General features: G+C 74.0%; 18 protein-coding genes. All 18 read right to left on the minus strand.

Going from position 1 to position 26,500, the window contains the following annotated elements:
• Window positions 1–3: 3 nt before the first annotated feature.
• The 18 genes from OG627_RS02665 to OG627_RS02750 are packed head-to-tail and all read right to left on the minus strand — an operon-like array spanning window position 4 to window position 26,341.
• A complete protein-coding gene (locus OG627_RS02665) occupies window positions 4–966 on the minus strand; it encodes a GNAT family N-acetyltransferase (RefSeq protein WP_329061002.1) in 963 nt (320 codons plus the stop codon).
• 58 nt (window positions 967–1,024) lie between these two features.
• Window positions 1,025–2,998, minus strand: a complete 1,974-nt coding sequence (locus OG627_RS02670) for a CocE/NonD family hydrolase (RefSeq protein WP_329061004.1) — start codon at window positions 2,996–2,998, stop codon at window positions 1,025–1,027.
• Window positions 2,995–4,212, minus strand: a complete 1,218-nt coding sequence (locus OG627_RS02675; RefSeq protein WP_329061005.1) for a lactate 2-monooxygenase — start codon at window positions 4,210–4,212, stop codon at window positions 2,995–2,997. The genes OG627_RS02670 and OG627_RS02675 overlap by 4 nt, the downstream gene beginning before the upstream one ends.
• 60 nt (window positions 4,213–4,272) lie before the next feature.
• A complete protein-coding gene (locus OG627_RS02680; RefSeq protein WP_329061007.1) occupies window positions 4,273–4,608 on the minus strand; it encodes a hypothetical protein in 336 nt (111 codons plus the stop codon).
• Window positions 4,605–7,727 (minus strand): amino acid adenylation domain-containing protein, encoded by a 3,123-nt coding sequence (locus OG627_RS02685; RefSeq protein ID WP_329061009.1) that lies wholly within the window; start codon window positions 7,725–7,727, stop codon window positions 4,605–4,607. The genes OG627_RS02680 and OG627_RS02685 overlap by 4 nt, the downstream gene beginning before the upstream one ends.
• Complete coding sequence (locus tag OG627_RS02690) at window positions 7,724–9,139, minus strand: MFS transporter (RefSeq protein WP_329061011.1); 1,416 nt, start codon at window positions 9,137–9,139, stop codon at window positions 7,724–7,726. Before OG627_RS02690 ends, OG627_RS02685 begins: the two co-directional genes overlap by 4 nt.
• Window positions 9,136–9,456, minus strand: a complete 321-nt coding sequence (locus tag OG627_RS02695; protein ID WP_329061013.1) for a phosphopantetheine-binding protein — start codon at window positions 9,454–9,456, stop codon at window positions 9,136–9,138. The genes OG627_RS02690 and OG627_RS02695 overlap by 4 nt, the downstream gene beginning before the upstream one ends.
• A gap of 6 nt (window positions 9,457–9,462) precedes the next feature.
• A complete protein-coding gene (locus tag OG627_RS02700) occupies window positions 9,463–10,380 on the minus strand; it encodes an acyl carrier protein (protein WP_329061015.1) in 918 nt (305 codons plus the stop codon).
• A complete protein-coding gene (locus OG627_RS02705; protein ID WP_329072293.1) occupies window positions 10,377–10,925 on the minus strand; it encodes a flavin reductase family protein in 549 nt (182 codons plus the stop codon). Before OG627_RS02705 ends, OG627_RS02700 begins: the two co-directional genes overlap by 4 nt.
• Complete coding sequence (locus OG627_RS02710; protein ID WP_329061017.1) at window positions 10,922–11,899, minus strand: acyl carrier protein; 978 nt, start codon at window positions 11,897–11,899, stop codon at window positions 10,922–10,924. Before OG627_RS02710 ends, OG627_RS02705 begins: the two co-directional genes overlap by 4 nt.
• On the minus strand, window positions 11,896–13,263 hold the full coding sequence (locus OG627_RS02715) for a condensation domain-containing protein (protein ID WP_329061019.1): 1,368 nt from the start codon (window positions 13,261–13,263) through the stop codon (window positions 11,896–11,898). Before OG627_RS02715 ends, OG627_RS02710 begins: the two co-directional genes overlap by 4 nt.
• On the minus strand, window positions 13,260–14,291 hold the full coding sequence (locus tag OG627_RS02720; protein WP_329061021.1) for a MupA/Atu3671 family FMN-dependent luciferase-like monooxygenase: 1,032 nt from the start codon (window positions 14,289–14,291) through the stop codon (window positions 13,260–13,262). Before OG627_RS02720 ends, OG627_RS02715 begins: the two co-directional genes overlap by 4 nt.
• Window positions 14,292–14,293: 2 nt before the next feature.
• Window positions 14,294–19,213: an SDR family oxidoreductase gene (locus tag OG627_RS02725; RefSeq protein ID WP_329061022.1), complete on the minus strand. Its 4,920-nt coding sequence runs from the start codon at window positions 19,211–19,213 to the stop codon at window positions 14,294–14,296.
• On the minus strand, window positions 19,206–21,170 hold the full coding sequence (locus OG627_RS02730) for a non-ribosomal peptide synthetase (protein WP_329061025.1): 1,965 nt from the start codon (window positions 21,168–21,170) through the stop codon (window positions 19,206–19,208). The genes OG627_RS02725 and OG627_RS02730 overlap by 8 nt, the downstream gene beginning before the upstream one ends.
• Complete coding sequence (locus OG627_RS02735; protein ID WP_329061027.1) at window positions 21,167–22,285, minus strand: 3-hydroxyacyl-CoA dehydrogenase NAD-binding domain-containing protein; 1,119 nt, start codon at window positions 22,283–22,285, stop codon at window positions 21,167–21,169. Before OG627_RS02735 ends, OG627_RS02730 begins: the two co-directional genes overlap by 4 nt.
• Window positions 22,282–23,499 (minus strand): Coenzyme F420 hydrogenase/dehydrogenase, beta subunit C-terminal domain, encoded by a 1,218-nt coding sequence (locus OG627_RS02740; protein WP_329061028.1) that lies wholly within the window; start codon window positions 23,497–23,499, stop codon window positions 22,282–22,284. The genes OG627_RS02735 and OG627_RS02740 overlap by 4 nt, the downstream gene beginning before the upstream one ends.
• Window positions 23,496–24,878, minus strand: a complete 1,383-nt coding sequence (locus OG627_RS02745) for an aspartate aminotransferase family protein (RefSeq protein ID WP_329061029.1) — start codon at window positions 24,876–24,878, stop codon at window positions 23,496–23,498. The genes OG627_RS02740 and OG627_RS02745 overlap by 4 nt, the downstream gene beginning before the upstream one ends.
• Window positions 24,875–26,341 carry a 3-phosphoshikimate 1-carboxyvinyltransferase gene (locus OG627_RS02750; protein WP_329061030.1) on the minus strand — a complete coding sequence of 489 codons (1,467 nt, stop codon included), beginning with the start codon at window positions 26,339–26,341 and terminating at the stop codon, window positions 24,875–24,877. The genes OG627_RS02745 and OG627_RS02750 overlap by 4 nt, the downstream gene beginning before the upstream one ends.
• Window positions 26,342–26,500 lie beyond the last annotated feature (159 nt).

The following is a 26,500-nucleotide window of genomic DNA, read 5'->3' on the forward strand; positions in this document are numbered from 1 at the left end:
TCCTCAGAGAGGACGGGTGAACGTGACCCGGTCCAGCGACGGGCCGTCGTAGTCCGCGATCGGGGCGGAGTCGGTGAAGCCCATGGCGTTGTGGAAGGCGATGGAACGGGAGTTCTGGGGTGAGGTGATGGCCTTGACGACGGTCCGGCCGTCGGCGCGCGCCCGCTCGAAGAACCGCTCGTAGAGAAAGCGGCCGAGGCCGGAGCGGCGCCAGGCGGGGGCGATACCGGTGAAGTGGATGTACGCCTCCTGCGGCTCGGACGGCGAGAGGAAGCCGATGACGAAGCCGGCCAGCTCGCCGTCGCGCTCGGCGATCAGGCTCGTCTCGAAGAAGTGGCTGAGGAAGAGACGGGTCAGATCACGGGCGGCGGGGCGCCCCCACCAGTCGTCGACCACCGCGACGATGGCGTCGAAGTCCGCAGGTGTCGCCGGGCGCGTGGTGAAGGGCTCCAGCGTGGCCGTGACCGGTGCGCCGAGCTTCCTGCGGAAGACCACCCGGTCCTGGCCGGGACCGTCGTAGTCGCTGTGCGTGGGAAGTCCGTCGCTCTCGCGGTCGCCGGCGTCCAGCTCGAATCCCATGGCGCGGTGGAAGGCGACGGAGCCGGTGTTCCCCGGCGAGGTGATGGCGTGCACCTCCGTGCGGCCCGCCGCGGCGGCGTGCTCGAAGAAGGTGGTGTAGAGCGTGCGGGCGATGCCCTGCCCGCGCAGCCGGGGATCCACTCCGACGAAGTGGATGTACGCCTCCGTCGCGTTGTCGGCGGAGTGGAATCCGACCAGGAACGCCCGGATACCGGTCTCGTCCTCCACCACCAGACTGGTCGAGGCGAAGTGCTGGAGGAACAGCCGCGGCAGCAGCAGCGACAGCTCTCGTGCGCCCTCCGGGGTGCGGGAGTCCCCCCACCACTTCTGGACGCACTCCACGAGTGTGGGGTAGTCGGCCGTACGAGCCCGGCGTACGTCGTGCATGCCTTGCCTTTCCGTCGAATCGGGTACCACGGTCCTCGGCGGCGCGGTGCCGCCGACCTTACTTCCGCGGGGGTGTGTCACTGCCCCGGGACAGGCCGCCGTCGGGAATCACCGGCAGCGTGACCCTGGACGGGTGCGCCGCGTCGTGCAGCACGGTCTGGCGCGCCGGGCGCAGGGCCGTGGACTCCCCCAGCCAGCTGCCGGTGTTGGGGTTCGGGTCGTACTGGGGGTAGTCGCTGGAGGAGATGTCCAGCCGGATCCGGTGCCCCTTCCTGAACAGGTTGCTGGTCGGCCACACCTTGATCGTGTACGCGTACACCTTGCCCGGTGTGATCGGCTTCGGATCGGTCGACGACTCGCGGTAACTGGCGCGCACGATGCCGCTGTTGAGGTTCACGGCCGTGCCGTCGGGATGTACGTCGACGAGCTTGGCGGTCCAGTCGGTGTCCGGTGCCGAGGACGCGGCGTACAGCTTCACCGTGATCGGTCCGGTGACCTCGGTGTCCTCGGTCATCGGCGCGCCTGTGTAGACGGCGATGTCCGGGCGCTGTTCGATCTGCTGCTGGTCGTACGGGCCCTGCGTACTGATCGCCGCCGTGCAGCAGGAGTGGCCGCCGACGCTGGGCACCGGGTTGCGCGGATCGTAGGTGTAGTGGTCGGCCTGAGCGCCGGTGTCCTCGCCGGGCGGGGTGGTCGAGAGGGTGCCGTCCTGGGTGTTGCCCGCGGCGTGGCCGGTGCTGCCCAGGTAGTAGTCGGTCCAGCGGGTCCCCGGCAGCGGCCAGGAGGACGCGGTGCGCCACTTGTCGGCGCCCATCACGAAGTAGTCCACACCGTCGCGCCGGACTCCGTTGTCCTTGCCCTTGAGGTGGTGGTCCCACCAGGCGAGCATCATCTCGTTGATCGGGCTGTCGGCCGCCGGGCCGATCCGCTGGAGCATCGGGGCGGCGGCGCTGGTGGGGCGCCCCCAGCCCGTGTGGTCCCAGGGCCCGATGACCAGCCGCTGGTTGTCGCGCGCCGCGGGCGAACCGGCCCGCCGGGCCATCCCCTGGTAGTTCTTCACCGAGCCGTCCAGGAAGGCGTCGTACCAGCCCGCGTAGTTGAGCACCGGGATGTCGACCTTCTCGTAGTGCTCCTTCGGCGCCCAGCGGCGCCAGTATTCCCCGTTCGTACGGTGCTTGATCCAGTCGAAGAAGTACGGGGCGACCTTCGGATCACCGGGGTGAAACGGGCGGAACCTGTTGTACGGGGCCGTGCCCAGCCATTTCGCCACGTCCTGGTAGTCCCGGTTGACCTGGTGGTACGTCTTCCAGTCGGCGCGGTTGGCGGCGGCCGACGGAACGATCTTGCGCATCGCCCACGGCACGACGAAGTTCAGCCGGAACGCGCCGCCCTCGTAGGTCCAGCCGTCGTAGTAGTCGTCGGAGGTGAGGGCGGGCACGATCGTCCTGAGGTGCGGCGGACGCTGCTGGGCGGCCAGCCACTGGGTGGCGCCGACGTAGGAGGACCCGTACATGCCCACCTTGCCGTTGGAGCCCGGCAGCCGGGCGGCCCACTCCACACTGTCGTAGCCGTCCTCGCCCTCGTTGGCGAACTCGTAGAAGTCGCCGTCCGAGGCGTACTGGCCGCGCACGTCCTGCACCACGACGAGGTAGCAGTGCGAGGCGAACCACTGCGGGGACTGGTAATTCGACGGCTGCACCTCGGCGTCGGCCTTGCCGTACTGGGTGCGCATCAGGATCACCGGGACCTTGTCCTCGGTGCGCGGCCGGTAGACGTCCGCGCGCAGCACGGTGCCGTCGCGCATCTTCGCGCCGACGTCCGTGGTCTCGCCGACCTCGCAGGGCCCCCGGCCGGTGCTGGGGGGCCACGCTCCGGCGGCGGCCGGGGCTCCGGCCTGCCCGGCGGCCCCGGCCGCCGTGGCGTCGGCGGGCACCCCGGACCCGGTGAGGACCACCGAGGCCAGCGCGAGCGCGAGCGCGCCGGTGAGCGTCGCCGCCGGCCGGCCGTCGGCGCGCCTCGGGCGGCGGTTCACCGCTCCGCCTTCCCGGCCGGCGCCGCCCGGCCGACCGGCGGATCGGACCGGTGCAGTGTCTCCGGGCCGATCCGCGCCACCTCCGTACAGCCGACCAGGCCCATGGTCAGGTCGAGGTCGGCGAGCAGGCCCCGGACGACGTGCCGCACCCCGGCGGCGCCGCCGAGGGCGAGACCGTAGACGTAGGGGCGGCCGAGCAGTACGGCACGGGCGCCCAGGGCCAGCGCCTTGAACACGTCGGAGCCGCCGCGGATACCGGAGTCGAAGAGCACCTCCGTCTCCTCGCCGACCTCGGCCACGACATCGACGAGCGCGTCGAGGGCGGCGACCGCTCCGTCCACCTGGCGCCCTCCGTGGTTGGAGACCACGATGCCGTCCATCCCGGCCTCCACGGCCCGGCGCGCGTCCTGCGGGTGCAGGATGCCCTTGAGCACGATCGGGCCGTCCCAGTGCTCCCGCAGGAAGCCCAGTTCGTCCCAGGTGTGCGCCTTTCCGCTGAAGATCGGCAGCCACTGCATGGCGGCGGCGCGCGGGTCCTCCTCGGCGGGACGGTCCAGCCGGGAGCGGAAGACCGGATCGGAGAGCGGGATGGCGACGCCGTTGCCGCGGATGAACGGCAGATACGCCTGGTCCAGGTCGTGGGGGCGCCAGGCCAGCTGCCAGGTGTCCAGGGTGACGACGAGGGTCGTGTACCCGGCGGCGCGGGCCCGCTTGAGGATGCTGGCGGTCACCTCGTCGTCGTGCGGCCAGTACAGCTGGAACCAGCGCTGCCCGTCGCCGTTGGCCTCGGCGGCCTCCTCGATCGTGTACGAGGACGCGGTGCTCAGCACCATCGGTACACCGGTGGCCTCGGCCGCGCGGGCGGTCGCGAGTTCGCCGTCCGGGTGGACGACGGACTGCACGCCGATGGGGGCGAGCAGCACCGGGGCGGCCAGTTCGCTGCCGAGCACGGTGGTGCGCAGGTCACGGCCGGTGGCGTCGCGCAGCATGCGGGGGACGATCCGGTACGCGTCGAACGCGGCGCGGTTGGCGCGGGCGGTGGCGCCGGTGCCGGCCGCCCCCGCGACGTACCAGTACGGCTGGGGGCCCATGCGGTCGCGGGCCGTGTCCTCCAGGGCCGACAGGTCCGTGGTGAACGGCGGGACCCGGTCTTCCAGCCCCCTCATGTAGATCTCGAACTGGTACTCCGCGAAACCGGGCCGGGGCGCTGCCATGCGTTCTCCTTCGTCTTCTCGGATCCGCGACACCGGGGCTCCGGCATCGGGGGAGACAGGTCAGGGCTTGTGCGGGGGGTGTTCGTCCTGGCCGCCGGGAGCCGGTCCCGGGCTCCGGGCCATACCGATCAGGAGCAGGGCCAGTTGGGCGCCGGACGGTCCCAGCGCGTCCCGGTAGGAGCGCAGCACGGCGTTCTCCCGCGCCAGGTCCGTGCTCGGACGCCCGGCCGCGCGACGGACCCGCCGCAGGCGCCGGTCCTCGCGCAGGCGCAGCTCCACCAGCCGGATGAGGTCGCCGTCCAGGTCCCGCAGCCGCTCCTGGTGCCGTTCCACGTCCTCGTGGGAGGTGTCCTCGTGGGAGGTGTCCAGGCGCGCCCGCGCCGGGCGTTCGCTCATGTCCGGTCCGTCCCTGCGGCCAGTTCGCGCAGCAACCGGCGGTAGACCGCCGCCACTTCCGCCACGAACGAGGAGGAGGTGCGCTGCGGCCGGTGCCCGAGCACGACTTCAGCGCCGCCGTCGGTCTCCGGCCATATCTCCGCCTCCACCTCGTGCAGGGCGTGTGCGGTGCCCGGCCGGACGAAGAGCGCCGTGCAGCCTTCGAGCGCGAGGTGCCGCGACGGGGCGTCCTGGAGGGCGAACAGCGTCTGGAAGAGCGGGTGCCGGGAGCGGTCGCGAGCGGGGCCGGCCGTCAGCCGCACGACTTCCTCGAACGGTATGTCCTGAGCGGCCAGCGCCGCGTGCACGCCGTCCAGGAGCGCGGGCAGGGCGTCCGTCGTGCCGTCGCCGGCCGGGCGTGTACGGAAACAGACGACGTCGATGAGGCAGCCGACGGCGTCGGCGGTGTCCGGGTGGTAGCGCTTGGCGATCGGTGCGCCGATCGCCAGATCCCGGTCTCCGGTCACCACGGCCAGCGCTTCGGCGTAGGCCGCGAGTGTCACCGCGAAGCGGGTGCTGCCCCAGCGGTGCGCGCGGGTCTCCAGCGCGGCCCAGTCCGCGGCGGAGATCCGGAAGGCGGGCGGGGGCGCCGTGCCGCCGCCGCCCGGGTCCGGCACGGTGAGCGGTGGTACGCCGGTCAGTTCGGCGGTCCAGAACGCGCGGTGCTTTTCGAGGCCGGTCCCGTCCACCTGGGCGCGGCAGGCCGCGAGGACGGTCGCGAGCGGAGCGGGGGGCCGGGCGTCCGGTGTCGCTCCCCGGAGGCGGGCGGCGTAGGCGGCGGAGAGGTCCTCGGCCAGCGGCCGTACCGAGCCGCCGTCGAAGGCGATGTGGTGGGCGACGATGCCCAGCAGCCATTCGTCGCCCGACGCCAACGGCGTGATGACGCACCGCCAGGTGGCGCCCGCCCCGATGTCCAGTGGCCGGCCGAGCGCGCGACGGAGCGTCGCCAGGCCCGCCTGCCGGTCGGCCGCCGGGTCCAGTTCCCGTACGTCCACCGGACCGGGCCGCCCGTCCAGCAGCGCGACGGGGCGCCGGTCGAAGACGTAGCGGGCGTGCAGCGACTGGTGCCGGTGGTGCACGTCCGCCGCCGCGGCCCGGAATGCCTCCGGGACGAAGGCTCCGGTCACCCGCCAGACCAGCTCGCAGTGGGCCGAGGTGTCGGCGGGGTCGAGCTGGTGCGCGTACAGGAATCCGCTCTGGGCGGGCAGCAGCGTCAGCGGCTCGCCGGACACCGGCCGGGGCTCGGCGGCGGGGGACCTCTCCGCTTCTGTCCGGCTCTCGATCCAGTGCGTCAGCTCCCGCACGGTCGGGCCGGCGATGAACACGGAGGCCGGGACGAGTACACCGGTGCGTGCGCCGATCCGCACGCACAGCCGGGCTCCGTCCAGCGAGTCGCCGCCCAGCTCGAAGAACGAGGTGTCGTACGGGACCGCGTCGTCCCCGCGCAGGACTTCGGCGAAGGTGCGCGCCACCTCGCCCAGCACCGAGCCGTCGCCGGTCCCGGGGGCGGGTCCGGGGCTGTCGCCGGACCGGGGCCGCGCGCCCGTCCGCCGGGTCACCAGGTCCAGCAGCGCACCGGTGTCCAGCTTGCCGTTGCCGGTCAGCGGGAACGCGTCGACGGCGGCGAGCGCCCTGGGCACCAGGTAGTCCGGCAGCCGCTCCGCCAACGCGTCGCGCACGGTCCGCTCGCTCACCGCCCGCCCGGCCACGACGGTGTACGCGGCGGCCAGCCCGACACAACCGCCGTTCTCCATCAGGGGGATGACGGCGCACCTGTGGATCCCCGGCAGCCCGGCCACCCGGGCCTCCACCTCGCCCGGCTCGATCCGGTGTCCGCGCACCTTGACCTGACGGTCGTCGCGGCCCGCGTAGTGCAGCACCCCTTCGGCGGAGAGGTGACCGAGGTCGCCGGTCCGGTAGATCCGGCGCGGGCCCCCGAGATCGATCTCGGTGAAGCTCTTCGCGGTCTGCCCGGGATTCGCCAGATAGCCGTTGGCCAGGCCGGCGCCCGCGACGCAGATCTCGCCGGTCACGCCCGGCGGGCAGGGCCGCGACTCCCCGTCCAGGACGAACACTTCGGTACGGGGCACGGGACGGCCCAGGGGGATCTCCCCGCCGGCCCGGTGGTCGGCGGACGTGATCCGGTGGGTCGTGGTGAAGACCGTGTTCTCGACGGGTCCGTAGCCGTTCACCAGGGCGATGCCGGGGTGTGCGCGGACGAACCGGTGGACGTGCGCCGGGGAGAGCCGCTCGCCCCCGACCAGCAGTTGGCGTACCCCGTCGAAGCAGCCCGGGTCCTCCTCCACGAACAGGTTGAAGACCGAGGCGGTGAGCCAGAGGGTGTTCACGCCCGCTTCGCGGACCAGGGCGCGCAGGCTGTCCACGGTCAGATAGGGCTCGTCGATCAGCACACTGGTGCCGCCGCCGAGCAGCGCCGACCACAGTTCCAGCGACGCGCCGTCCCACGGCAGCGGGGCGGCCTGGGGAATGACCGTGCCGGGGCCGGTGCCGACGAGGCCGGCCGGGCTGAACAGCCGTACCGTACCGGCGTGCGGGGACAGCACCCCCTTGGGGCGGCCGGTGCTGCCCGAGGTGAAGAAGACACAGCAGGTGTCCGTCTCCCGGACGGACGGGGCGGCCGGGGCGGCGGCCGACGCCGCGCGGGCCGCCGCCCGCGTCAGGTCCTCCTCGGGCACCCACACCGGGCGTGCCCAGCCCTCCGCGTGTTCCGGGGCTGCGGCGATCAGCGGTGCGCCGGTCAGCTCCGCGAGCTCCGCCACCCGGGGGCGGGGCCAGCGCGGGTCCATGGCGGCGTAGGCGGCGCCCAGTTTGAGCACGGCCAGCACGGTCGCCACGAACCGCGGCGACCTCGGCATCAGCACCGGCACGAGGTCACCGGCGCGCACACCGGCCCGCGCCAGCGCGGCCGCGAAGGCGTCCGAGGCGCGGTCCAGCGTCCGGTAGTCCACGACGGTGTCGCGGTGGATCAGCGCGAGGGCGTCCGGGTGCTCAGCGGCCCGCCTCCGGAAGATCTCGTGAATGACACCCCGGCCGTCTTCCGGGCCGTACTCGTCCGTCATCGCACCCCTCCGGACTCCAGCCGCCTCGGCCGGCCCTGTGCCTCTCGCGGCTCTTTCGATGCTTCTTCGTTCCCGGCGCCGTTCGCGTCCGGCGCCCCGCGCCCGCCTCTTCGCGCCTCGGGCAGCCGACGGCCCAGCAGCAGCGCGCCGGGGATACAGGTCAGAGCGCCCAGGCCCATCACCACCGCCAGCGGCCAGGCGCGGCCGCCGGCGAGCAGCAGGCCGCCCAGCAGCGGGCCCAGGACCAGGCCGGTCGACATGGCCGCGGAGTAGGCGCCGTTGTACCGGCCGCGTACCGCGTCGTGCGCCAGCTGGTTGACCAGCGTGGGCAGCGCGACGGCGAGCAGCGCCTCGCCGACGGCGAAGACCGCCAGCGCGCCGATCACCAGGGCGGCCTCGACCGGCGTACGGCCGGTCACCGTCGCCAGCAGGAGCACCAGCCAGCAGCCGGCCCAACTGGCCGCCGTGGCGGCGAGGAGCACGGTGGGCCTGGCCCGGGAGATCCGCGTGATCGCCGCGAACTGGATCAGCACGACGCAGCAGGTGTTGGCCACGAACGCCCACGCCATGATCCGGGCGTCCATGCCCCGCACCGCGACCAGCCCGGGGATGCTGGACTCCAGCTGCCCGTACCCGAACACCATGAGCGCGACGGTGAAGGCGAGGACCTTGAGCAGGGCCCGGTCCCGCAGGACGGCCCCGTAGCCGCGCGGGCCGGTGGTGGAAGCCGGGCCGGTGGCGGAAGCCGGGCCGGTGGCGGATCCGGGACCGGTGGCGGATCCGGGACCGGTGCTCGTGCTTGTGCTCGCCGCGACCGGGTCCCGCCGCCGGCCGATCGCGAGGACGAGTACCGCCCCGGCCACCAGGAAGGACAGCGCGTCGCAGACGTACAGCAACTGGAAGCGGCCTGGGTGGGCGGACGAGGCGAAGATGCCGCCCAGCACCCCGCCGAGCCCGACCCCGGCGTTCAGCGCGACGAATTGCAGTCCGAAGGCCGCGGAGCGGGTCTCGCCCTCGGTCCGTTCCGCGATGACGATGCTCCATACCGAGACCATCGCGCCGTGGGCCAGTCCATAGGCCAGCCCCGCGGGCACAGCGCCCCGTACGTCGGTGACCAGGGCGAATCCGGCGGTGCCCACGGCGGCGCTCGTCATGGCCGCGGCGGCCGTACCGCGTACCCCGAAACCGTCGGCGAGCCGCCCCGCCAGCGGGCCGCCGACCAGGGACGCCGCCGCGATCACCGAGATGACGGCGGTGGCGGTCCCCACGGAGAACCCGCGTACCCGGGTCAGGTACAGGACGAGGAACGGCTGCACCAGCCCGGTGCCCACCGCGCTGATCAGGTTGGCGCCCATCACCGCCCGGGTGCGCGGTGGCAGCTCGCGCAGGGCGGCCACGGACTGGATCGTCACGGCCGGCCGGCTCCCCCGGGCCCGGCCGCCGTGCCGCCTCCGGCCGCCGTGACCGCGGCGCTCACGGCACCGAGCGTCGCGTTGTCCAGCAGGGTGCCGAGCCCCACCGAGACCCCGAACTCCTCGCGCAGCCGCTGCACCAGGGCCATGGCCTGCATGGACGTACCGCCCAGCGCGAAGAAGTCGTCCTCGGCGCCGAGGACGGCACCGGCCCCCGCACCGGCCCCCGCGCCCGCACCCGGATTCGCACCGGGGTCGGGGCCGGGATCCAGGATCTCCCGCCAGATTGAGGCGACTCGCTCGTCGACCGACGACATGATGGCTCAGCCCTCCACGGCACGTAGCAGAACTGCGGCGAGGTGTACCGCACTTGATCCCAGCAGGACGACGACGGGGTACGCCGCCCGCGCGGTCGCGGACTCCGTACGGTCGATGAGGTTGATCAGCGGATCGCTGCCCAGGCAGTGCGCGACGCGCGGCACGTTGTCCTGGTACAGCTGGGACGGCGCGAAGCCCGCCTCGCCCAGGAAGACCCGCAGCGTGTCGGCCGCGAGATTGCTGGGCAGCACCGCGGCGACCTCACCCGGCGTCCGCCCGGTCGCCGACCACAGATCCTCGAACAGGCCCTGGTACAGGCCCAGCTGGGCCTGGAGCCGCTTCCCGGCGGGGCCGGGGCCGAAGAGGTCGTAGGAGACCCGGCGGGCGCCGCCGACGATCTCCCACCCGCGCCGCTGCGCGGACACGACGGCCGCGGCCGCTCCGTCGCTCGCGATCGCCGAGCCGCCGAAGAGGACCCGGCTGCCCGGCTCCGCCGTGCTCGCCAGGTCGGCCGAGGCCACCACCACGGCCCGGGATGCTCCCGAACTCACCATCGCGGCGGCCATGTTGACGGCAGCGACGGCGGTGGAGCAATCGGCGAAGCCGAGCGTCAGCGGGTAGGCGCCGCGCATTCCCAGGTCGTCGAGCAGCTTCGCGACGGCGGCCTGGGACGCCTCGCCCCTGGGCAGTGACTCGGTGGCGAACAGGACGGTGTCGACCTCCGCCGGGTCGGCGCCCGCGGCCTCCAGCGCGTCTTCCACGGCCGGGCGCAGCAGGTCCAGGACATCCCCCTCGGCGAGCCGGTACTCGTCGAAAGAGGCCCCGGCGCGCGGCGGTTGCCGCGCGTACTCCGGCAGTTCGGCCACCTTGAGCCGCCGGGCTCCGAGGGCGGCGGCGCAGCCGTTCAGGTAGGCGGTGCTCATCCCACGCCCTCCGTCCGGCCCGGCTCCCCGGTCGTACGGAATGTGCCGCCCTCGAAGACCAGGGGCGGCGCCTGGCGCAGCGTCGCGCACTCGCGCACCGAGCCGACCACGATCACATGGTCGCCCACCGCGATGAACCGGGCGGAGTCGCAGGTGAAGTGGGCCAGCGATCCGGGCAGTCGCAGGCCGCCGTGCGGGGACGGCCGGCCGGTCTCCATCCCGGCGAACCCGGCGGGGCCCACCGGGCGGTCGGGGTCGGCGAACTTCCGGGCCAGCGCGTCCTGTTCGGCGGCCAGCACATTGACGACGAAGCCGCCGTACCGTTCGATCAGCGCTCTGATCCGGGCCCCCGCGCCCACGGAGAAGGACACCAGGGGCGGCGCGAGCGACAGTGTGCCGAAGGAGTTCACGGTCATGCCGTGCACCTCCTCGCCCCGGCCGCCGGTGACGACGGTGACCCCGGTGGGCAGACAGCGGGCGACGGCGCGGAGTGCGGCGGTGGTGACCGGCCCCGTGGTGGCCCCGGCCGCGGTCCCGGCGTTCAGAAGGCTCCCTCCGGCGCCTCGGGCAGAGCCCTCGCACCCAGCAGCACGGCCGCGAGATGGGAGATCCCGGCGCCGAGCAGCACCAGGTGGCCGTCGGTGGCGCCGGTCGTGGACACACCGGCGGACTTCGCCTCGGCGAGCCGGTCGGCGAGGTTGATCAGCGGATCGCTGCCCAGGCAGTGCGCGATCCGCCCCACGTTGCCGAGCGCGAGCTTGTCGCCGCCGTAGCCGACGTCGGAGAGATAGATCTCCAGTACGTTGCGGGCGAAGTTGCTGGGCAGTACGGCGTGTACGTCCTCGGGCCGGAGCGGGTGACGTGCCGCGAGGCGGGCGAACAGCTCGCGGTGTGCGGCGACCCGTGAGGCCAGCTCACGCCGCGCGCCGCCCCCGTTGCCGGTCCCGGCGGAGGTGTGGTGGGCCATGCCCAGCACCGGCAGGCCGGCCGCGGTGGCCGACACCAGCGCGGCGGCCGCCGCGTCGCTGGCGATGGCCGCGCCGCCCGCCACGACGCGCTCGCCGCCGGTGGCGTGGTCGGCCAGATCGCCGGAGACCACCAGGACATGGCGTGCGCTGCCGTCCCTGACGAGGGAGGCCGCTGTGCCCACGGCCGCCATGGCGGTGGCGCAGTCCATCAGCCCGAGTGTGCTCGCCGTGGCCCGGGTCAGCCCCGCCTCGGCGAGGAGTTCGGCGACATCGCGGTGGGCCGAGCGGTCGCGCGGCAGCGAGTCGGTGGCCAGCAGCACCAGGTCGACCTCGTCGCCCGGGACCCCGGCATCGCCCAGGGTCCGCCGGACGGCCTCGGCCATCAGCTCCACGACGGGCGCGTCCGACCACCGGTAGGTGTCGAACCCGGCGGCCGGGGAGGTCAGTTCGGCGGCGGTCCGCGGATCGGCCAGGAGTTCCGGCAGCTCGGCAACGGAGTCGCGGTACTCGCCCAGTTCGTAGGCCGGGGCACAGAGCCGTGCGGTGATCATCCGTGTCCCCCTTCCGCGGCCTTCTCGGCGAGCGCCGTGAAGCGCTCGGCGATCCGCCGCGCGGTGGGCGCTTCGTACAGCTCGGTGTCGTACTCCAGCCAGCCCCGGGCGCCGTCCGGCCCCGGGTAGACGGCCAGCGTCAGGTCGTAGCGCGCGGTGCCCTTGTCCAGGTCCTCGGTGACCGCGCGGGCGCCCTGGATCTCCCGGCCGCCCTCCCCGAGGTTGTCGAAGACGAAGACGGCGTCCAGGAGCGGGTGGGTGCCCGGCACCCGGCGCTCCTCGGCGATCAGCTCGCCGGGGTGGGCGGCGTGGGCGAGTCCGGCCCTGGTGGCCGTGCGGGCCGCCCGGGTGCGCGCGGCGTGCGAGCCGTCGCCCGCGTCGCGCAGCCGTACCGGCAGCACGTTGAGGAGATAGCCGACGACATCGGTGGTGCCGGGCCGGTCCCGGCCCGCCGTGAACGTGCCGAGCAGCACGTCGTCGCGGCCTCCGTACTCGGCGAGCGCGGCCCAGGCGACGGCGAGCCATCCGGTGTACGCGGTGGCGGCCTCGCGCTGTGCCGCGGCGGCGATCCCGTCGGCGACCGCGCGGGGCAGGGTGAACTCCACCCGGGCGCCGCTGCGGCCGGTACCGGAGCCGCGGGGCCGGTCGGTGGGCAGCGGCGGCGGGGCTCCGGCGACCTCGGCCTTCCAGTACGCCGCCGCGGCCCGGCCCGCCGCGCTCTCCAGCAGGCGCCGCTGTTCGTGCGCGAAGCCGCTGAAGGGGGGCGCGGCGACCGGTCCGGTGTCCGCGGTCCTGGCCAGCTCGTCCAGCAGCAGCTCGAACGACCAGGCGTCGAAGACGAGGTTGTGCACCACGACCAGCAGCCATGCCCCGTCGGCCCCGTCTTCCGCCGGCCCTCCCCCGGCGGCCGTCCCCTCCGCGAGCGCGACCCGCAGGAGCGGGCCGTTCGCCAGATCGAACGGTTCGGCGGCCAGCTCGCGGGCGAGCGCGTGCGCCTCGTCGGCCCCCGCGCAGCGGGTGCGTACCACCCGGGGCGGCAGCCTCGGACGCACCACCGGGCGGACACCGTCGCCGGTCCCCTCCCCGTCGCTCTCGAAGGTGGTACGCAGTGCCTCGTGGGCCTGGACGAAGCCGAGCACCCGCTCGGCCAGCAGGTCGAGGCCGACGGGAGCGCCGGTGAGGCGGACCACCTGGCAGACCACGTCCACCGGGCGGTCGCCCACCCAGCGGTGTGCCTCCCACAGCCGCCGCTGACCAGGTGTCAGTTGTGGCTGTTTTCGGGGTACTTGGGGAATGCGTTGACGTATCAGCGCCCGCTGCTCGGGGGTGAGAGCGGCGAGCCGGGCGACGAGGTCGGCACTCACGCGTAACGCCTCCGGAGTTCGTTGAGGTGGCTGAGACTCTCGACGACCAGGTCCTCGTCGACGCCGAAGTCGATCAGGCAGGCGATCTCGTCGACGCCCATGCCCTTGAACCGGTCGACGACCTTCACGCAGGAGTCCGGGGTGCCGAGCAGCGCCCCCTTCTCGAAATACTTGTCGAAGGCGAACTTGATCAGCTCGTCCTGGTCGGCGGCCGAGATGTCCCGGACGCCGGCCCCCGGCGCGAGGTTCTTCTTCTGCGAGTCGATGACGGTGAAGAAGGACCGCAGATAGTCGCTGAAGGGAGCCTCGACCGTCTCCCGTACCTCGTCGAGATCGGTGCCGATGAAGGTGTGCAGCATCAGCGTGACCGTGGTGCTCTCGGGGTCGTGCCCGTACTCGTCGAGGGCCTTGTAGTAGAGGGCGAGCTTCTCCGCCAGTTCCTCGTTGGTCATGTCGATGAGCGCGGTCAGCACATTGCAGCCGAGCCGCCCGGCCGTCTCGAAGGTCTCCGGGCTCTTGGTGCAGGTGAGCCAGATCGGGAGTTCGGGCTGTACGGGCTGCGGATGCAGCTCCACCTCGACGTGGTTGCCCAGGCCGTCCTGGACGTAGACCGGAGCGCCCTCCCACAGTTCGCGGATGGTGGTGACCGCCTCGAAGGTGCGCTGCCTGCGGTCCTGCCAGCCGTCCGGTTTGATGGCGAAGTCCAGCGGGCTGAAGCCGGTGGCGAGCGCGATGCCGGCGCGGCCGCGGGAGAGGTTGTCGACCACCGCCCATTCCTCGGCCACCCGGATGGGGCTGTGCAGCGGCAGGATGACGCTGCCCGCCCGGATCCGCAGCCGCTGGGTGGCCATCGCCAGACCGGCGCCGAGCACCGAGGGGTTGGGGTAGAGGCCGCCGAAACGGTGGAAGTGCCGTTCCGGGGTCCAGATCGCGGTGAAGCCGTTCTCGTCCGCGTAGCGGGCCGCGTCGAGTACGAACCGGTACTTGTTCTTCTCGTCGCCGGAGAAGAAGATCAGGCTGAAGTCCACGGTCAGCGCTCCTGTTCCTGCCGGGCTGTTCGCTTCCGGTCTGTCTCCCGCTCGCCGGTTCCCTGCGGGGCGGTCTCCTGCGGGGCCGTTTCCCGCGGGACGGTTTCCGGTGGGGCGGATTCCTGCGGGGCGGCTGCCTGTTCGGCCTCGGTCAGCAGCCGTTCGATCTCCTCCGGTCCGAGCCCGGACAGCTCGGCCGCCAGGGACTCGATGTCGTCGCCGCCGGGCCCCGCGTCCGCACGCGCGCCGTTCCCGGCACCGACCGCCGCCGCTCCGGCCCGCGTACGGGAGTCGATCCGCTCCTGCACGAAGCCGGCCAGCGCCCGCGGTGTCGGCGCCCCGAGTACGTCGGCGAGCGGCACCTCGGCCGAGAACTGGTCGCGGAGACTGGACAGCAGCCGCACGATCAGCAGCGAGTCGCCGCCGAACTCGAAGATGTCGCCGTCCAGGGAGATCTCCTCGCTGCCCAGCGCCCCTCGCACCAGCCGCAGCACCTGGTCGCTCAGATCGCCCGCCCCGTCGTCCCGCGTACCGTCGCCGGTGCCGCCGGCCGCCGTGACGCCCGTCGTCGGCCGCGCGATGCGCTCGTCGCGGACCCACTGGTCGAGCCGGTGTCCGATGTCCCAGGTGGAGACGGCCACCTGGGAGACGTCCCGCAGCGTCAGCAGCCGGCGGATGGCCTCCAGGCCCTCCTCGGGCTGGATCGCCTTGTCGTCCATGCTCCGGCCGATCGCGGAGATCGCCCGCTTCTCGTCCTGGTGGTGCTGCCAGACGTCCCAGGCCGCGCTGATCCACACCGTACGGTCCAGGCCGCGGTTGGCCCGCTCGGCGGCGGCGTCCATGAAGTGGTTGGCGGCGCCGTATCCGAGCAGCCGCAGCCCGCCGAGCACGCCGGCCAGCGAGGACAGCAGCAGGCAGAAGTCCACCGGGTGGTCGGCGAGGACGCGTTCCAGCGCGATCTGGCCGTGCGCCTTGGGCGCGAAGTGCCACTGGCACTGCTCGACGCTCGCCGCGGTGATCGCCCGGTCCCACTGCTCGCTGGGCAGCCCGGCCGCGTGCACCACACCGTCCAGGGCGCCGAACCGCGCGGTGACCCGCTCCACCGCGTCGCGCAGCGCGTCCTCGTCGGCCACGTCGGCGTGTACGAGGAACGGCTCGGTGCCGTCGGCCGCCAGGGCGCGCAGCCGGTTGACGCGCAACGAGGTGCCGTCGTCCTCCTCGTGCTCGGCCAGCCACGCGTCCCAGCTCTCGCGGGGCGGCAGCGGATCGCGGGTGAGCAGCGCGAGCCGGGCGCCGGGGCATTCGCGGCGCAGCCAGTGGGCGATGGTGGAACCGATCTCGCCCAGGCCGCCCGTGATCAGATAGACGCCCCCGTCGCGCAGGCGGGAGGCGGCCTTGGCGGTCCAGTCGGCGCGTACGGGCTCCATGTCGGTGATCCAGCGGGTGGCACCGCGCAGCGTGGTGGCGATCTCGGGGCGGCGCGACCCGGCCAGTTCGGTGGCCAGGGTGCGCAGCGACCGGTCGTCCGGGGTCGCGGGGAGGTCGAAGTGCCGGGAGCCGATGTTGCCGTGTTCCTGGCCGATGACCCGGGCGGCGACGGAGAGGGAGACCAGTTCGGCGGCGGGTTCCGGCTCGGCCGGGCTGATGGCGTAGGCGCCCGCGCTGATGAGGTCGAGGTGCAGCGGGCGGGTGACGCCGTGCTCGCTGACCGCCTTGACCAGGGCGATCAGGCTGTAGAGGCCGTTTCGCTGGGCCAGTTCGAAGCGTTCCCTGCCGCGCCCGGCGGGCAGGGGGGCGGTGGACCAGGCGTGCACCACGCGGTCCGGCAGCCGGTCCTCGGCGAGCAGGTCCCCGACGAGCCGGGTGTGGTCCTCCTCGGAGTCCGGCCGCAGCGTCCAGGTGTCGCCGTCGCGTCCGTAGGCGGTGCCCGCCGTGACGGTGAGCACCTCGCCGGCGAAGGCGTGTCCGGCCAGCCGCGCGGCGGTTCCCTCCGCGTCGGCGAACAGGAGTACGGGGTCGGCGACGGGTTCGGCGGTCGCGTCGAGCGTGCCGACGGCCTGCCGCCACACCGGGGCGGAGAACCACTCGTCCACGGGCAGCTTGGGTACGGCCGTGCCGCCGCCCGCGCCGGTGAGCGGTCCGCCGCCGGGCTCGACCCAGTAGCGGGTCCCTTCGAAGGGGTAGGTGGGCAGCGGCACCCGCGCCCGCCCCCGGTCCTGGTAGAAGCCCTGCCAGCGCACGCTCAGGCCGGCCGCCCACAGCCGGCCGAGCGCCGCGGTCACCGCGGTCAGGTCGGCGCCGGCGTCCCGTCCGCGTGCCGTCGAGGTGAGGACCGGCACGCCGGTCTCGCGGTCCGGATGCCTGCGGGTGAAGGTGGCCAGCGTCTGGCCGGGCCCCACTTCGAGGAAGACGTGGTCGCCGTCGGCGAGCACCGTGGCGAGGCTGTCGGCGAACCGTACGGTCTCGCGCAGATGCCCGCCCCAGTAGGCCGGGTCCGTCGCCTCCTCGTCGCGTATCCAGGTACCGGTCCGGTTGGAGAGGAACGGAATCCGGGGGCGGCTCAGTTCGACGCCGCGCAGCACCTCGGTGAGCGGGCCGACCGCGGGGTCCATCATCGCCGAGTGGAAGGCGTGCGAGGTGACGACCTTGCGGTGCGCCACGCCGTCGGCGCTCAGCCGGGCGGTCAGCTCGCGGACGGCCTCCGCGGTGCCGGCGACGGTACACACGGCGGGCTCGTTGACGGCGGCGAGCGCGACCTCGCCGCCGTCGAGATACGGGGTCAGCTCCTCGGGCGGGAGCATGACCGCGGCCATCACCCCGCGCGGCAGCCCGTCCACCAGCCGACCGCGCTCCGCGATCACCCGCAGCGCGTCGGGCAGCCGGAACACCCCGGCCAGGGTGGCGGCGACGTACTCGCCGACGCTGTGCCCGATCAGCGCGGCCGGGCGGATGCCCCAGGCCATCCACTGCCGGGCCAGCGCGTACTCGACCGCGAACAGCGCGGGCTGGGTCAGCCGGGTGCGGTTCAGGTCGTGCGCCTCGCCCGTGTACCCGCGCGTGCGGGGATGGAGGGCGTCGCGCAGGTCCAGGCCGAGATGCGGCCGCAGCAGCTCCGCGCATTCGTCCAGCACGGCGCGGAACACGGGGAGCTGGCCGTACCAGCCCTCTCCCATGCCGGGGTGCTGTGCGCCCTGGCCGGGGAAGAGCAGGACCATCGGGCGGTCGGCGGGCTGCCCGGAGTCCTGATGGGTGAAGCGCGGATCGGCGGTGCGCAGGGCGCGTACCGCCGTGGCCCGGTCGGGGGCGGTGATCACGGCGCGGTAGTTGAAGGTACGGCGGCCGGTGGCGAGGGTGTACGCGGTGTCGTCCAGGCCGGTGTCACCGAGGGCGGAGCCGTCGGGCGCGGCCCCGGTCTCCGGCTCCCCCGCCGGCGCCGTCTGCTCCAGATGGTCGGCGAGTTCCTGGCGCGCGGTCTCCAGCGCGGCCGGGGACTTGGCGGAGACCGGCAGCAGCACCACCCGCGGGGCGGGCGCGCTGCCCCGGGCCGCGGGGCCGGCCGCCGCGGCCTCCTCCAGGATGACGTGCGCGGTGGTGCCGCCCATGCCCGTGGAGGTGACCGCGCAGCGCAGGGGGCCGCCGTCCGGGGACTCCCACGGCTCGGCCCGGGTACCGACGCGGAAGCGGGTGCCCTCGACGGCACACTGCGGGTTCCAGCCGGTGAAGTGCGGGGTGGGCACCAGGGTGCGGTGGTGCAGCATCAGAACGCACTTGATCAGCCCGGTGACGCCGGCCGCCGTGCTCAGATGGCCGAGGTTCGCCTTGACCGACCCGACGGTCAGCGGCGGCGCGCCCGCCACCTGGTAGGACTGCGCCGCCGCGGCCAGCTCGATGGGGTCGCCCATCCTGGTGCCGGTGCCGTGCGCCTCCAGATAGCTGACGCTCGCGGGGGCCACGTCGGCCACGGCGAGCGCCTCGGCCAGTACGGCGGCCTGGCCCGCGACGCCCGGCGCGGTGTAACCGACCCGGTCGGCGCCGTCGTTGCCGATCGCGGAGCCGCGCAGCACCGCCCAGACCGTGTCGCCCTCGGCGAGCGCGTCCTCCAGCCGCTTGAGCACGACGACGCCGACGCCGTTGCCGAAGACCGTGCCGTCGGCTTCGGCGTCGAAGGGCCGTACGGTCCCGGACGCCGACGTGATCCCGTCGGTCTCGTGGACGTAGCCGGCCTCCTGCGGAAAGCGGAGCGCCACCCCGCCCGCCAGTGCCGCGTCGCACTCCTGCGCAAGCAGGCTCTGCATCGCCAGGTGTACGGCGACCAGCGAGGTGGAGCAGGCGGTCTGCACCGAGAGGCTCGGTCCGGTCAGATTGAGGTGGTAGGAGGCCCTGGTGGTGAGGTAGTTGGGGTCGTTGCCCATCAACGCGGACAGGTCCTCGCGCATCCGGGGCAGTGAGCCGTTGAAACCGCGCTCGCCGGTCAGCACGTTGTGCAGCAGATAGGTGCTGCTCAGCGCGCCGGCGAAGACGCCGATCCGGCCGGGGTACTGCTCGGAGTCGTGGCCGCTGTGCTCCAGGGCCGACCAGGAGGACTGGAGGAAGAGCCGCAGCTGCGGGTCCATCCGCTCGGCCTCGCGCGCGCTGAGGTAGAAGAACGACGCGTCGAAGAGGTCGGCGTCCTCGACCACCGAGGCCCGCCGGACGTAGCGGGGGTTGGCGAGCGACTCCGAGGGCACTCCCGCGGCGCGCAGCCGCTCCTCGTCCACATCGGTGAGGTGTTCGGTGCCCGCCAGCAGATTGCGCCAGAACTCGGCGTGACCGCGGGCGCCCGGCAGCCGGCAGTCCAGGCCGACGACCGCGATCCGGCCGTCGAGGGCGGCGTCGGCGGGGGCCGCCGTGGCGTCCGTCTCGCCGTAGGGACGGTCAGTCACAAGTGCCTCCTGAGGTGCGGTTGTCCGGGAACGAGGGGGCGTTACGGGTACGGGCGGCCGCGCGGCGGGCACCGCGGGCGCCGCGGCGGCGCGCTCCCCGGGCGACTCCCGCCGCTGAGTCCTCCTGGCCGCTCCCGATGAGCCGGGCCAGGCCGCGGACGGTCGGTGCGCGGTACAGGTCGGTCATCCGCAGCGCGGGCGCGAGGGTGCGGGTGAGCCGTTCGTGCACGGCGGCCACCCGCAGCGAAGTGCCGCCGAGATCGAAGAAGTTGTCGTCCGGGCCGACCGTGCCGACGTCCAGTACCTCACGCCATGCCTCGGCCACCGCCCGCTCCAGCGCTCCGGCTCCGACGGGCGCGGCGCCGCTGTCCCGCGCGGTGGCCCGCGCCGGTTCCGCTGCCACCGAGGGGGCCGGCAGCGCGGCCCGGTCGATCTTGTGATTGGGCGTCAGCGGCAGCTCGGCCAGCGGGACGAACGCGGTGGGTACGGCGTGGTCGGGCAGCACGGCACGCAACGCGGCCCGCAGGGCGGCCGGTTCGGCAGTCACCCCGTCGGACGCCACCAGATACGCGGCCAACTGCCGTTCTCCCGACCGGTCCTCGAACGGCATCACGACCGCCTCGCGCACCTGCGGCAGGTCCTTCAGCGCGCTCTCCACCTCCCCGGTCTCCACCCGGATCCCGGAGATCTTCACCTGGAAGTCGCGCCGCCCGATCAGCAGCAGCGTGCCGTCGTCCAGCCGCCGGGCGAGGTCACCGGTGCGGTGGGTGCGGCCGTCCGGGACCGCGCCCGGTGCGAGATAGGCGCTTTCGACGACGATCTCGCCCTCGCCCGGCCCCAGTACCGGGCGGCCCTCGGCGTCCTCCAGCCGTACGGCCGTCTCCGCCACCGGGAACCCCAGCGGGAAGACGCCGGTGGGCGGTCGGTAGTCCCGGTCGGCGACCCGCAGCAGGGCGCAGGAGCACTCGGTGGACCCGTAGGCGCCGGCGACGCGGCAGTGCGCGCCGAAAGCCCGCCGGGCGGCGTCGAGGTCGGCGAGGTGCAAGGTGTCCCCGCCGAGCGCCAGCATGCGCATCCCGGGCAGTTCGGTGGTGCGCGACTCCATGGCCCGCACCAGCGCGCGGAAGACGGGGAGCGTGGAGTGGTAGACCGTGACGCGCTCGGCGGCCATCCAGTCCAGCAGGCCGCCGATGCCCAGGGCCTTCAGGTCGACCGGGTAGAGCGCGGCCCCGTTGAGGAGCGCGGCGAAGGTGTCCTGGACCGCGGAGTCCCAGCTGTAGGCGGACTGGAGGGTGACGCGGTCGAGCGGGCCGATGCCCAGCCCGTCGGTCCAGGCCCGGGTGTGGTGGAGCACGTTGCGGTGGGTCTGCGTGACGGGCTTGGGCCGCCCGGTGCTGCCGGAGGTGTGGAGGACGTATGCCTCACTGCCGGGACGCACCGGCGCGGGCGGCGCGCTGTCCGCCGGCGCCCCCGGTCCGGCCCCGGCGATGGCGTCGCCGGCCGTCCGTACCAGGTCCTCGTACGCCAGCACCGGCCGCGTGCCGGCGATCCGGCGGGCCGCCCGCGCGTGGGCCGAGACGGCGACCAGCGCGCGTACGCCCGCGCCGTCGGCCAGGTGGCCGAGCCGGGGCTCCGGGTAGGCGGCGTCCAGCGGTACGTAGGACATACCGGCGCGCAGCACCCCGAGGAGCGCGGCGATCATCTCCGCGCCGTGCGAGAAGAGCAGCCCGATCCGGTCGCCGGGCCGCAGGCCCGCCGCCGCCAGCGCGGCGGCGACCCCGGCCGAGCGCCACGCGGTCTCCCGGTAGGTCCACCGGACCTCGGGGGTGACCACGGCCTCGCGTTCGGGGTGCGCGGCGGCCTGTTCCAGGAAGCGGCTCACCAGTGTGCCCGCGCTCCGCGCGGTGGGGAACGGCCGGTGTCCCGTGTCCACTTCGGATACCGCGTCCGCCGTCACCTGGGGGCGCTCCCCTCGGGCGGGCCGTAGCCGAAGAGGACGGCGGGGTGCGCGGGCCGCTCCCGCAGCTGTGCGTAGGCCGGGGCCGCCCGGTCCAGCGTGAACCGCGGCAGCCCCATCGCCGAGGGGCGGATGGCGTCGGAGTCGATCAGGTCGAGGGCTCGCTGGAGGTTCTCGGTGACCGTGCCCTCACCGTCCGGTGCCGTGACGTCGCGCAGCCCGCGCGCGTACGCGGCGTCCCGGTATCCGGCGCCGCAGCGGGCCGCGTACCGGATGTCGAGATTGCCCAGGTCCACACTGAAGTCGATGCGCGCGGCGAAGCGGCCGACGCCGACCAGCCGCGGCCGGCCCGGTGCCCGGCCCGCCCAGCGGGCCGCGGCGGCGATCGTGCCGCCCGCGTCCCCCGTACCGCACAGGAACACGCACCGGCCGCCGCTGGCGCCCGCCGGCTCCTCCTCCTGGCGGGTCTTCTCCAGGAAGCTCGCGTCATCGGCGGCGGCCAGCCCGAGCGCGGCCGCCGTACGCAGCCGCTCGGGGCGCAGATCGACCAGCGTGACCCGCGCACCGTGCGCGGCGGCGGTCTGCGCGACCAGTTGTCCGACCATGCCCGCGCCGATCACGGCGACCTCGTCGGCGGGGTCCAGCATCGCCCGGTCCACCGCGTGCACGGCCGTCGCCGCCAGGCCCGCCACCACCGCGTCCGCCAGGTCCAGGGCATCGGGGACGCGGCGGCACAGCAGGTAGGGGACGGTCACCGCCTCGCTGTGCACGGCCTCGCCCCAGCCCATCGCGATCACCCGGTCGCCGGGCACGTATCCGGGGACCTCCGGGCCGACGGCGTCCACCACCCCCGCCGAGCAGTAGCCGAGGGGGAACCGCTCCCCGGTCCGCGCGCTGCGGTCCAGATAGTGCAGCTCGGTCCCGGGACTGACCAGGCTCCACGCGGCACGCAGCCGCAGCTCGCCGCGGCCCGGCGGCTCGCGCCGCACCTCCTCCACGACCGGCTCGGCGGCGCCCTTCGCGACCAGCTGCCGTACCAGCAGGGCTTCTCCGGCCGATGCCCCGGCCGCCTCCGATTCCGTACGCGCCACCGGAGCGCTGTGCACCGCGGTCATTTGCCGCCCTCCTCTTCCGGAGCCGCGATCAGCCGTTCGTCCGGCACGATCTCCAGCTCTTCCCGATAGCCCGGTATCGGCCCGAGCGGCACCGGCCCGCCGGACCGCTCGTAGGACGCCCGCCGGTTGCGTTTGCGCTCCAGCCCGAGATTGAGGCCGGCCAGATCCACCGGCGTATGGCTGAGCAGACCTCGGTCCACCCCCGCGGCGACCGCCTCCGCCCCGGCCCGCGTACGGATGAACACCCGCCCGCGCTTGGCCTGTCCGACGCCGGACACACTCGCGGCGAAGATGTTCGGATCGCCGTCGCTGACACTGACGTCGGCCAGCCCGGACATCCAGTCGCCGCAGGACAGACAGCGGTGTGTCTTGTTGCCCGCGAAGTCCCGCACCGCGCGCCAGAACTCCACCCGGTGGTCCGTGCCGTCGTCCGTCCGGATGCCGATGTCGCCGGGATAGGCGCCCTCGCGGTAGCGCAGCCGTACCACGGAGTCCAGCGGGACGCCCGCCCGTTCGCGGATCACGGCGGCGGTGCCCTCGGGGCGCGTACTGGACGAGCAGGCGGGCTCGATCAGGAGCACCACGTGGTCGCGCGCCCAGCGGCCCGCCGCGGTGTCCATCGCCTGGAGCTTGCGCATGGCCTGGATGTGGCAGGCCACTCCGGTCATGGCGACCCGGGCGTCCGGCTCGTCGAGCATGAGATGCCGCAGTTCCCCTAAATAGGGGGCGAGTTGATAGGTGGACTGGGCGGTCTCCACCAGTTCGCCGGGGGCCCGTACCAGCACCGGCGCGGCCCGCCAGGGCTCCCGCTCGTCCCGTCCCATCGAGAGCACCGCCGTCACCCCCAGCTCCCGCATGGCGACCTGGAGCAGGGCGGTGAGGCTGCCGCCGCTCGCGGACGCCTCGTAGACCTCGGGGTCCAGGGAGTGCCCGGCGACCACCTCGGAGAAGACCCCGGTCCAGCGCTCCTGCGGGGTCCGGGTGCGGCCGAACAGCCGTGCCTCGGCGGCCGGGGTGCCCGGGTCGGCTCCCGGGCAGACATCGACGCAGTCGGTGCACTCCCCGCAGTCGGAGACGGTCCAGGACTCCGCGGTGAGCACGGGCTCCAGTCCGTCGAATCCGATCACACCGGCGGGGCAGGCCAGTTGGCAGACCCCGCACACGGCGCACAGCCCCGGTGCCAGTACGTCCTTCTCCAGCTGCTGGAACGTCATATGCGACCGCCCCCGTACGCAGCTCCCCCCGCCGCCGACCGTGGTCCCGTCCGTGGCGCGGGCTCGGCCCCCGCCACCGCCGCCGCGATCGCCTCGATCATCCAGCGGTAGTCGCTCTCCTCCAGCAGCGCGGGCGGCACGACCTTGACCGTGGCGCCCTCCGGGCCGCCGCCGAACAGCAGCAGCCGCCCGCGTAACGCGCCGCCGGTCACCGCCTTCGCCAGTCCCGGGTCGAAACTCCCCTCGCGTACGCAGTCGAAGGCGCCCAGCGCCCCGGTCGTACGGACGGAGCGCATCCACGGGTGGCGGGCGGCGAGCGCCAGCAGATCGGTACGCAACCGCTCACCGAGCGCCCGCGCGCGGCCCGCCACGTCCTGCCGCACGATGATCTCCAGGACAGCCACGGCCGCCGCGCAGGCGACGGGGTGGCCGGAGAAGGTCGAGGTCTGCACACTCGGCGGCAGCGCGTCCAGCACGGCTCGCTCCCCCACCACCGCGGCGACCGGGAAGCCGTTGCCCAGCGTCTTGCCGAGCAGCGTCAGGTCCGGGACCTCGGTCATCAGCTCGGCGGTGAACAGCCGCCCGGCGCGCCCCAGTCCCGTGTAGATCTCGTCCAGCACCAGCAGCGCGCCTCTGGAGTGCGCCTGCCGGGCGATCTCGTCCAGGATCGCGGGCGGTACGGCCAGCACGCCCTCGGTCACCTGGACGGGTTCGACGACCACAGCGGCGGTGCCGCCGCGCCGATCGGCGTCGTCCAGGGCCGCGGACAGCCCGGCCGCGAAACGTGCCACGTCGTCGGCCGCGCCCTCGACCCGGGGGTCGGGCAGTTCCGCGACGACGACATGGTCCGGCCGCGGTCCGCCGTAGGTCTTGAACTCCGCCCGCCAGGTCAGCGCGAGCGCTCCGGCGGTCTTGCCGTGGTAGCCGTGGCGGAAGGCCAGCACGGCCTGGTGTCCGGTGGCGGCCCGCGCGATCTTCAGCGCCGACTCCACCGCCTCGGCGCCGGTCGCGGTGGGCAGCACCGCGGGCTCCGTGTACGGGGACAGGGCGCCGATCCGCTCGATCATGCGCCTGCGGGTGTCCGAGCCCAGCTTGCAGCCGGTGTGCGTGAGGCGGTTCAACTGGGCCGCCACGGCCGCCGTGACGTCCGGGTGCTGATGGCCCAAGGTCGCCGCGCCGCTGCCGGCCGTCCCGTCGAACCAGGCGGTGCCGTCCTCGGTGTGGAGCCAGGGGCCGCTGCCGGTGCTGAATTCCGGCCCGAGTGTGGTGCCGGTGGACCGTGCCTCCACCGCACCGCGCTGTCCGCTCTCCCGACCCCGGGCACCGTCCACCGCGTCTTTCACTCCCTCGGCCGTCGCATCGGTCATCGCTTCGGTCATCGCTGGCCGTCCTCCGCAATCCGGGCGCCGACGGCGCGTTGTACATCGGCGAAGCCGGGGAACGACGTGCGGTGGCAGGCCCCGCCGCGCACCGTGGTGCGTCCGGGCAGACACATCCCGAGCGTCGCCGCGGCCATGGCGACGCGGTGGTCCTCGAAGCCCGGTACGGTCCCGGCGCGCAGCGCGGCGCCCCCGGTCACCGTCAGCCCGTCCGCGGCGACCTCCACCCGGCCCCCGAACGCGCCGACCATGCGGGCCGTCGTCGCCAGCCGGTCCGTCTCCTTGAAGCGCAGCTCCTCGGCGCAGCCGATCCACGACGTGCCCGGCAGCAGGGCGGCGACCGCGGCGAGCAGCGGCACCTCGTCGATCAGCGCGTGCAGGACGGCGGGATCGTCGACCCGTACCGAATCCAGGCCGTCCAGCCCGCCCCTGGCCACCACCGTCCCGGTCGGCTCACCGCCGCTGGTGGACCGCTCGTCCTCGTACGAGATGTCCGCACCGGCCCGCCGCAGCACCTCGAAGAAGCCCAGCCGGGTCGGGTTGAGGCAGACACCCGGCACACGCAGCACCTCGCCGTCGCCCCACATCAGATGGGCCGCGACGGGATACGCCGCGAGTGAGGGGTCGGCGGGGACGTCGATGACGGGCGGGACCGTGTACGGGCCGCCGTCCCAGATGAGTTCGTGTTCGGTCCGGGTCAGCCCCGCGCCGAACGCGGCGAGCATCCGTTCGGTGTGGTCGCGCGAGCGGACGGGGTGGCGCACGGTCGCGGGCAGCCCCGCCGCGGCCACGGCGAGCAGCACCGCGGAGCGCGCCTGCGCGCTCCCCACCGACAACCGCACCGCTCCGGGCCTGCACACCGGTCCGCCCACCAGCACGGGCAAGCATCCCGGGTCGCCCAAGTAGTCTATTTCGGCGCCGAGTTCGGCCAGTGGGTCGACGATCCACTCCATCGGCCGGTGCCGCAGCACCTCGTCCCCGTCCACCACGGCGCGGGTTCCGGTCCCGGCCAGCACCCCGATCAGCAGCCGCGCGGCGGCGCTGGACCCGCCGGTCTCCAGGTACGGCGCGTCGTCCGGCCAGGTGTCGATGTCAGGATGTCCGCGGACCGGCTGCCGGACGGGCCGGGCACCGCGCCGTACGGTGAGTGTGTCCCGCTCGATGTCCACCCGCAACCCCAAGGCGCGCAAGGCGGGGAGCAACGCCCGTACGGCGCCGCCCGAGTTGGCGTTGCGCACCGTGAGGACGGCGGGGGCGCCGGGCAGCAGGGCGGCCAGCAGTGCCCGATGACTCACGGACTTGTCGCCCGGCACGGCGACGGCCAGTGGCCCCTGGCCGCGTGCCGATCTGCCGCCGTCCACCACGAGATGCGGCGCCTGCGTGGCCGGCCTGTCGAATTCCCGGACCACTTCGCGGCCGGTTCCGTGGACGGCTTCCTGGATATCCTTCCGGGCCTCAAGCACACGGTGCTCCCATCACTGGGTCCCCCGAGATCTGTGAGCGAAAGCGGGCTCGGCATTCGGCCGGCCACGCCCTTCCCCGCTACGTTTCACGTAAAGGCGGGCATGCACAACACGCCCGGAACCAACGCTGGGGTGATGCGGGAGGAAATCCCCGCTCAG

This window comes from Streptomyces sp. NBC_01429 (assembly GCF_036231945.1).
Classification (GTDB): Bacteria; Actinomycetota; Actinomycetes; order Streptomycetales; family Streptomycetaceae; genus Streptomyces.

What these genes read in the sequence shown, in the direction of transcription:
- OG627_RS02665 (WP_329061002.1), bottom strand. Translation starts at nt 966, where the DNA reads ATGCACGACGTACGCCGGGCTCGTACGGCCGACTACCCCACACTCGTG.
- OG627_RS02675 (WP_329061005.1), bottom strand. Translation starts at nt 4,212, where the DNA reads ATGGCAGCGCCCCGGCCCGGTTTCGCGGAGTACCAGTTCGAGATCTAC.
- OG627_RS02680 (WP_329061007.1), bottom strand. Translation starts at nt 4,608, where the DNA reads ATGAGCGAACGCCCGGCGCGGGCGCGCCTGGACACCTCCCACGAGGAC.
- OG627_RS02685 (WP_329061009.1), bottom strand. Translation starts at nt 7,727, where the DNA reads ATGACGGACGAGTACGGCCCGGAAGACGGCCGGGGTGTCATTCACGAG.
- OG627_RS02695 (WP_329061013.1), bottom strand. Translation starts at nt 9,456, where the DNA reads ATGTCGTCGGTCGACGAGCGAGTCGCCTCAATCTGGCGGGAGATCCTG.
- OG627_RS02700 (WP_329061015.1), bottom strand. Translation starts at nt 10,380, where the DNA reads ATGAGCACCGCCTACCTGAACGGCTGCGCCGCCGCCCTCGGAGCCCGG.
- OG627_RS02710 (WP_329061017.1), bottom strand. Translation starts at nt 11,899, where the DNA reads ATGATCACCGCACGGCTCTGTGCCCCGGCCTACGAACTGGGCGAGTAC.
- OG627_RS02735 (WP_329061027.1), bottom strand. Translation starts at nt 22,285, where the DNA reads ATGACCGCGGTGCACAGCGCTCCGGTGGCGCGTACGGAATCGGAGGCG.
- OG627_RS02740 (WP_329061028.1), bottom strand. Translation starts at nt 23,499, where the DNA reads ATGACGTTCCAGCAGCTGGAGAAGGACGTACTGGCACCGGGGCTGTGC.
- OG627_RS02745 (WP_329061029.1), bottom strand. Translation starts at nt 24,878, where the DNA reads ATGACCGAAGCGATGACCGATGCGACGGCCGAGGGAGTGAAAGACGCG.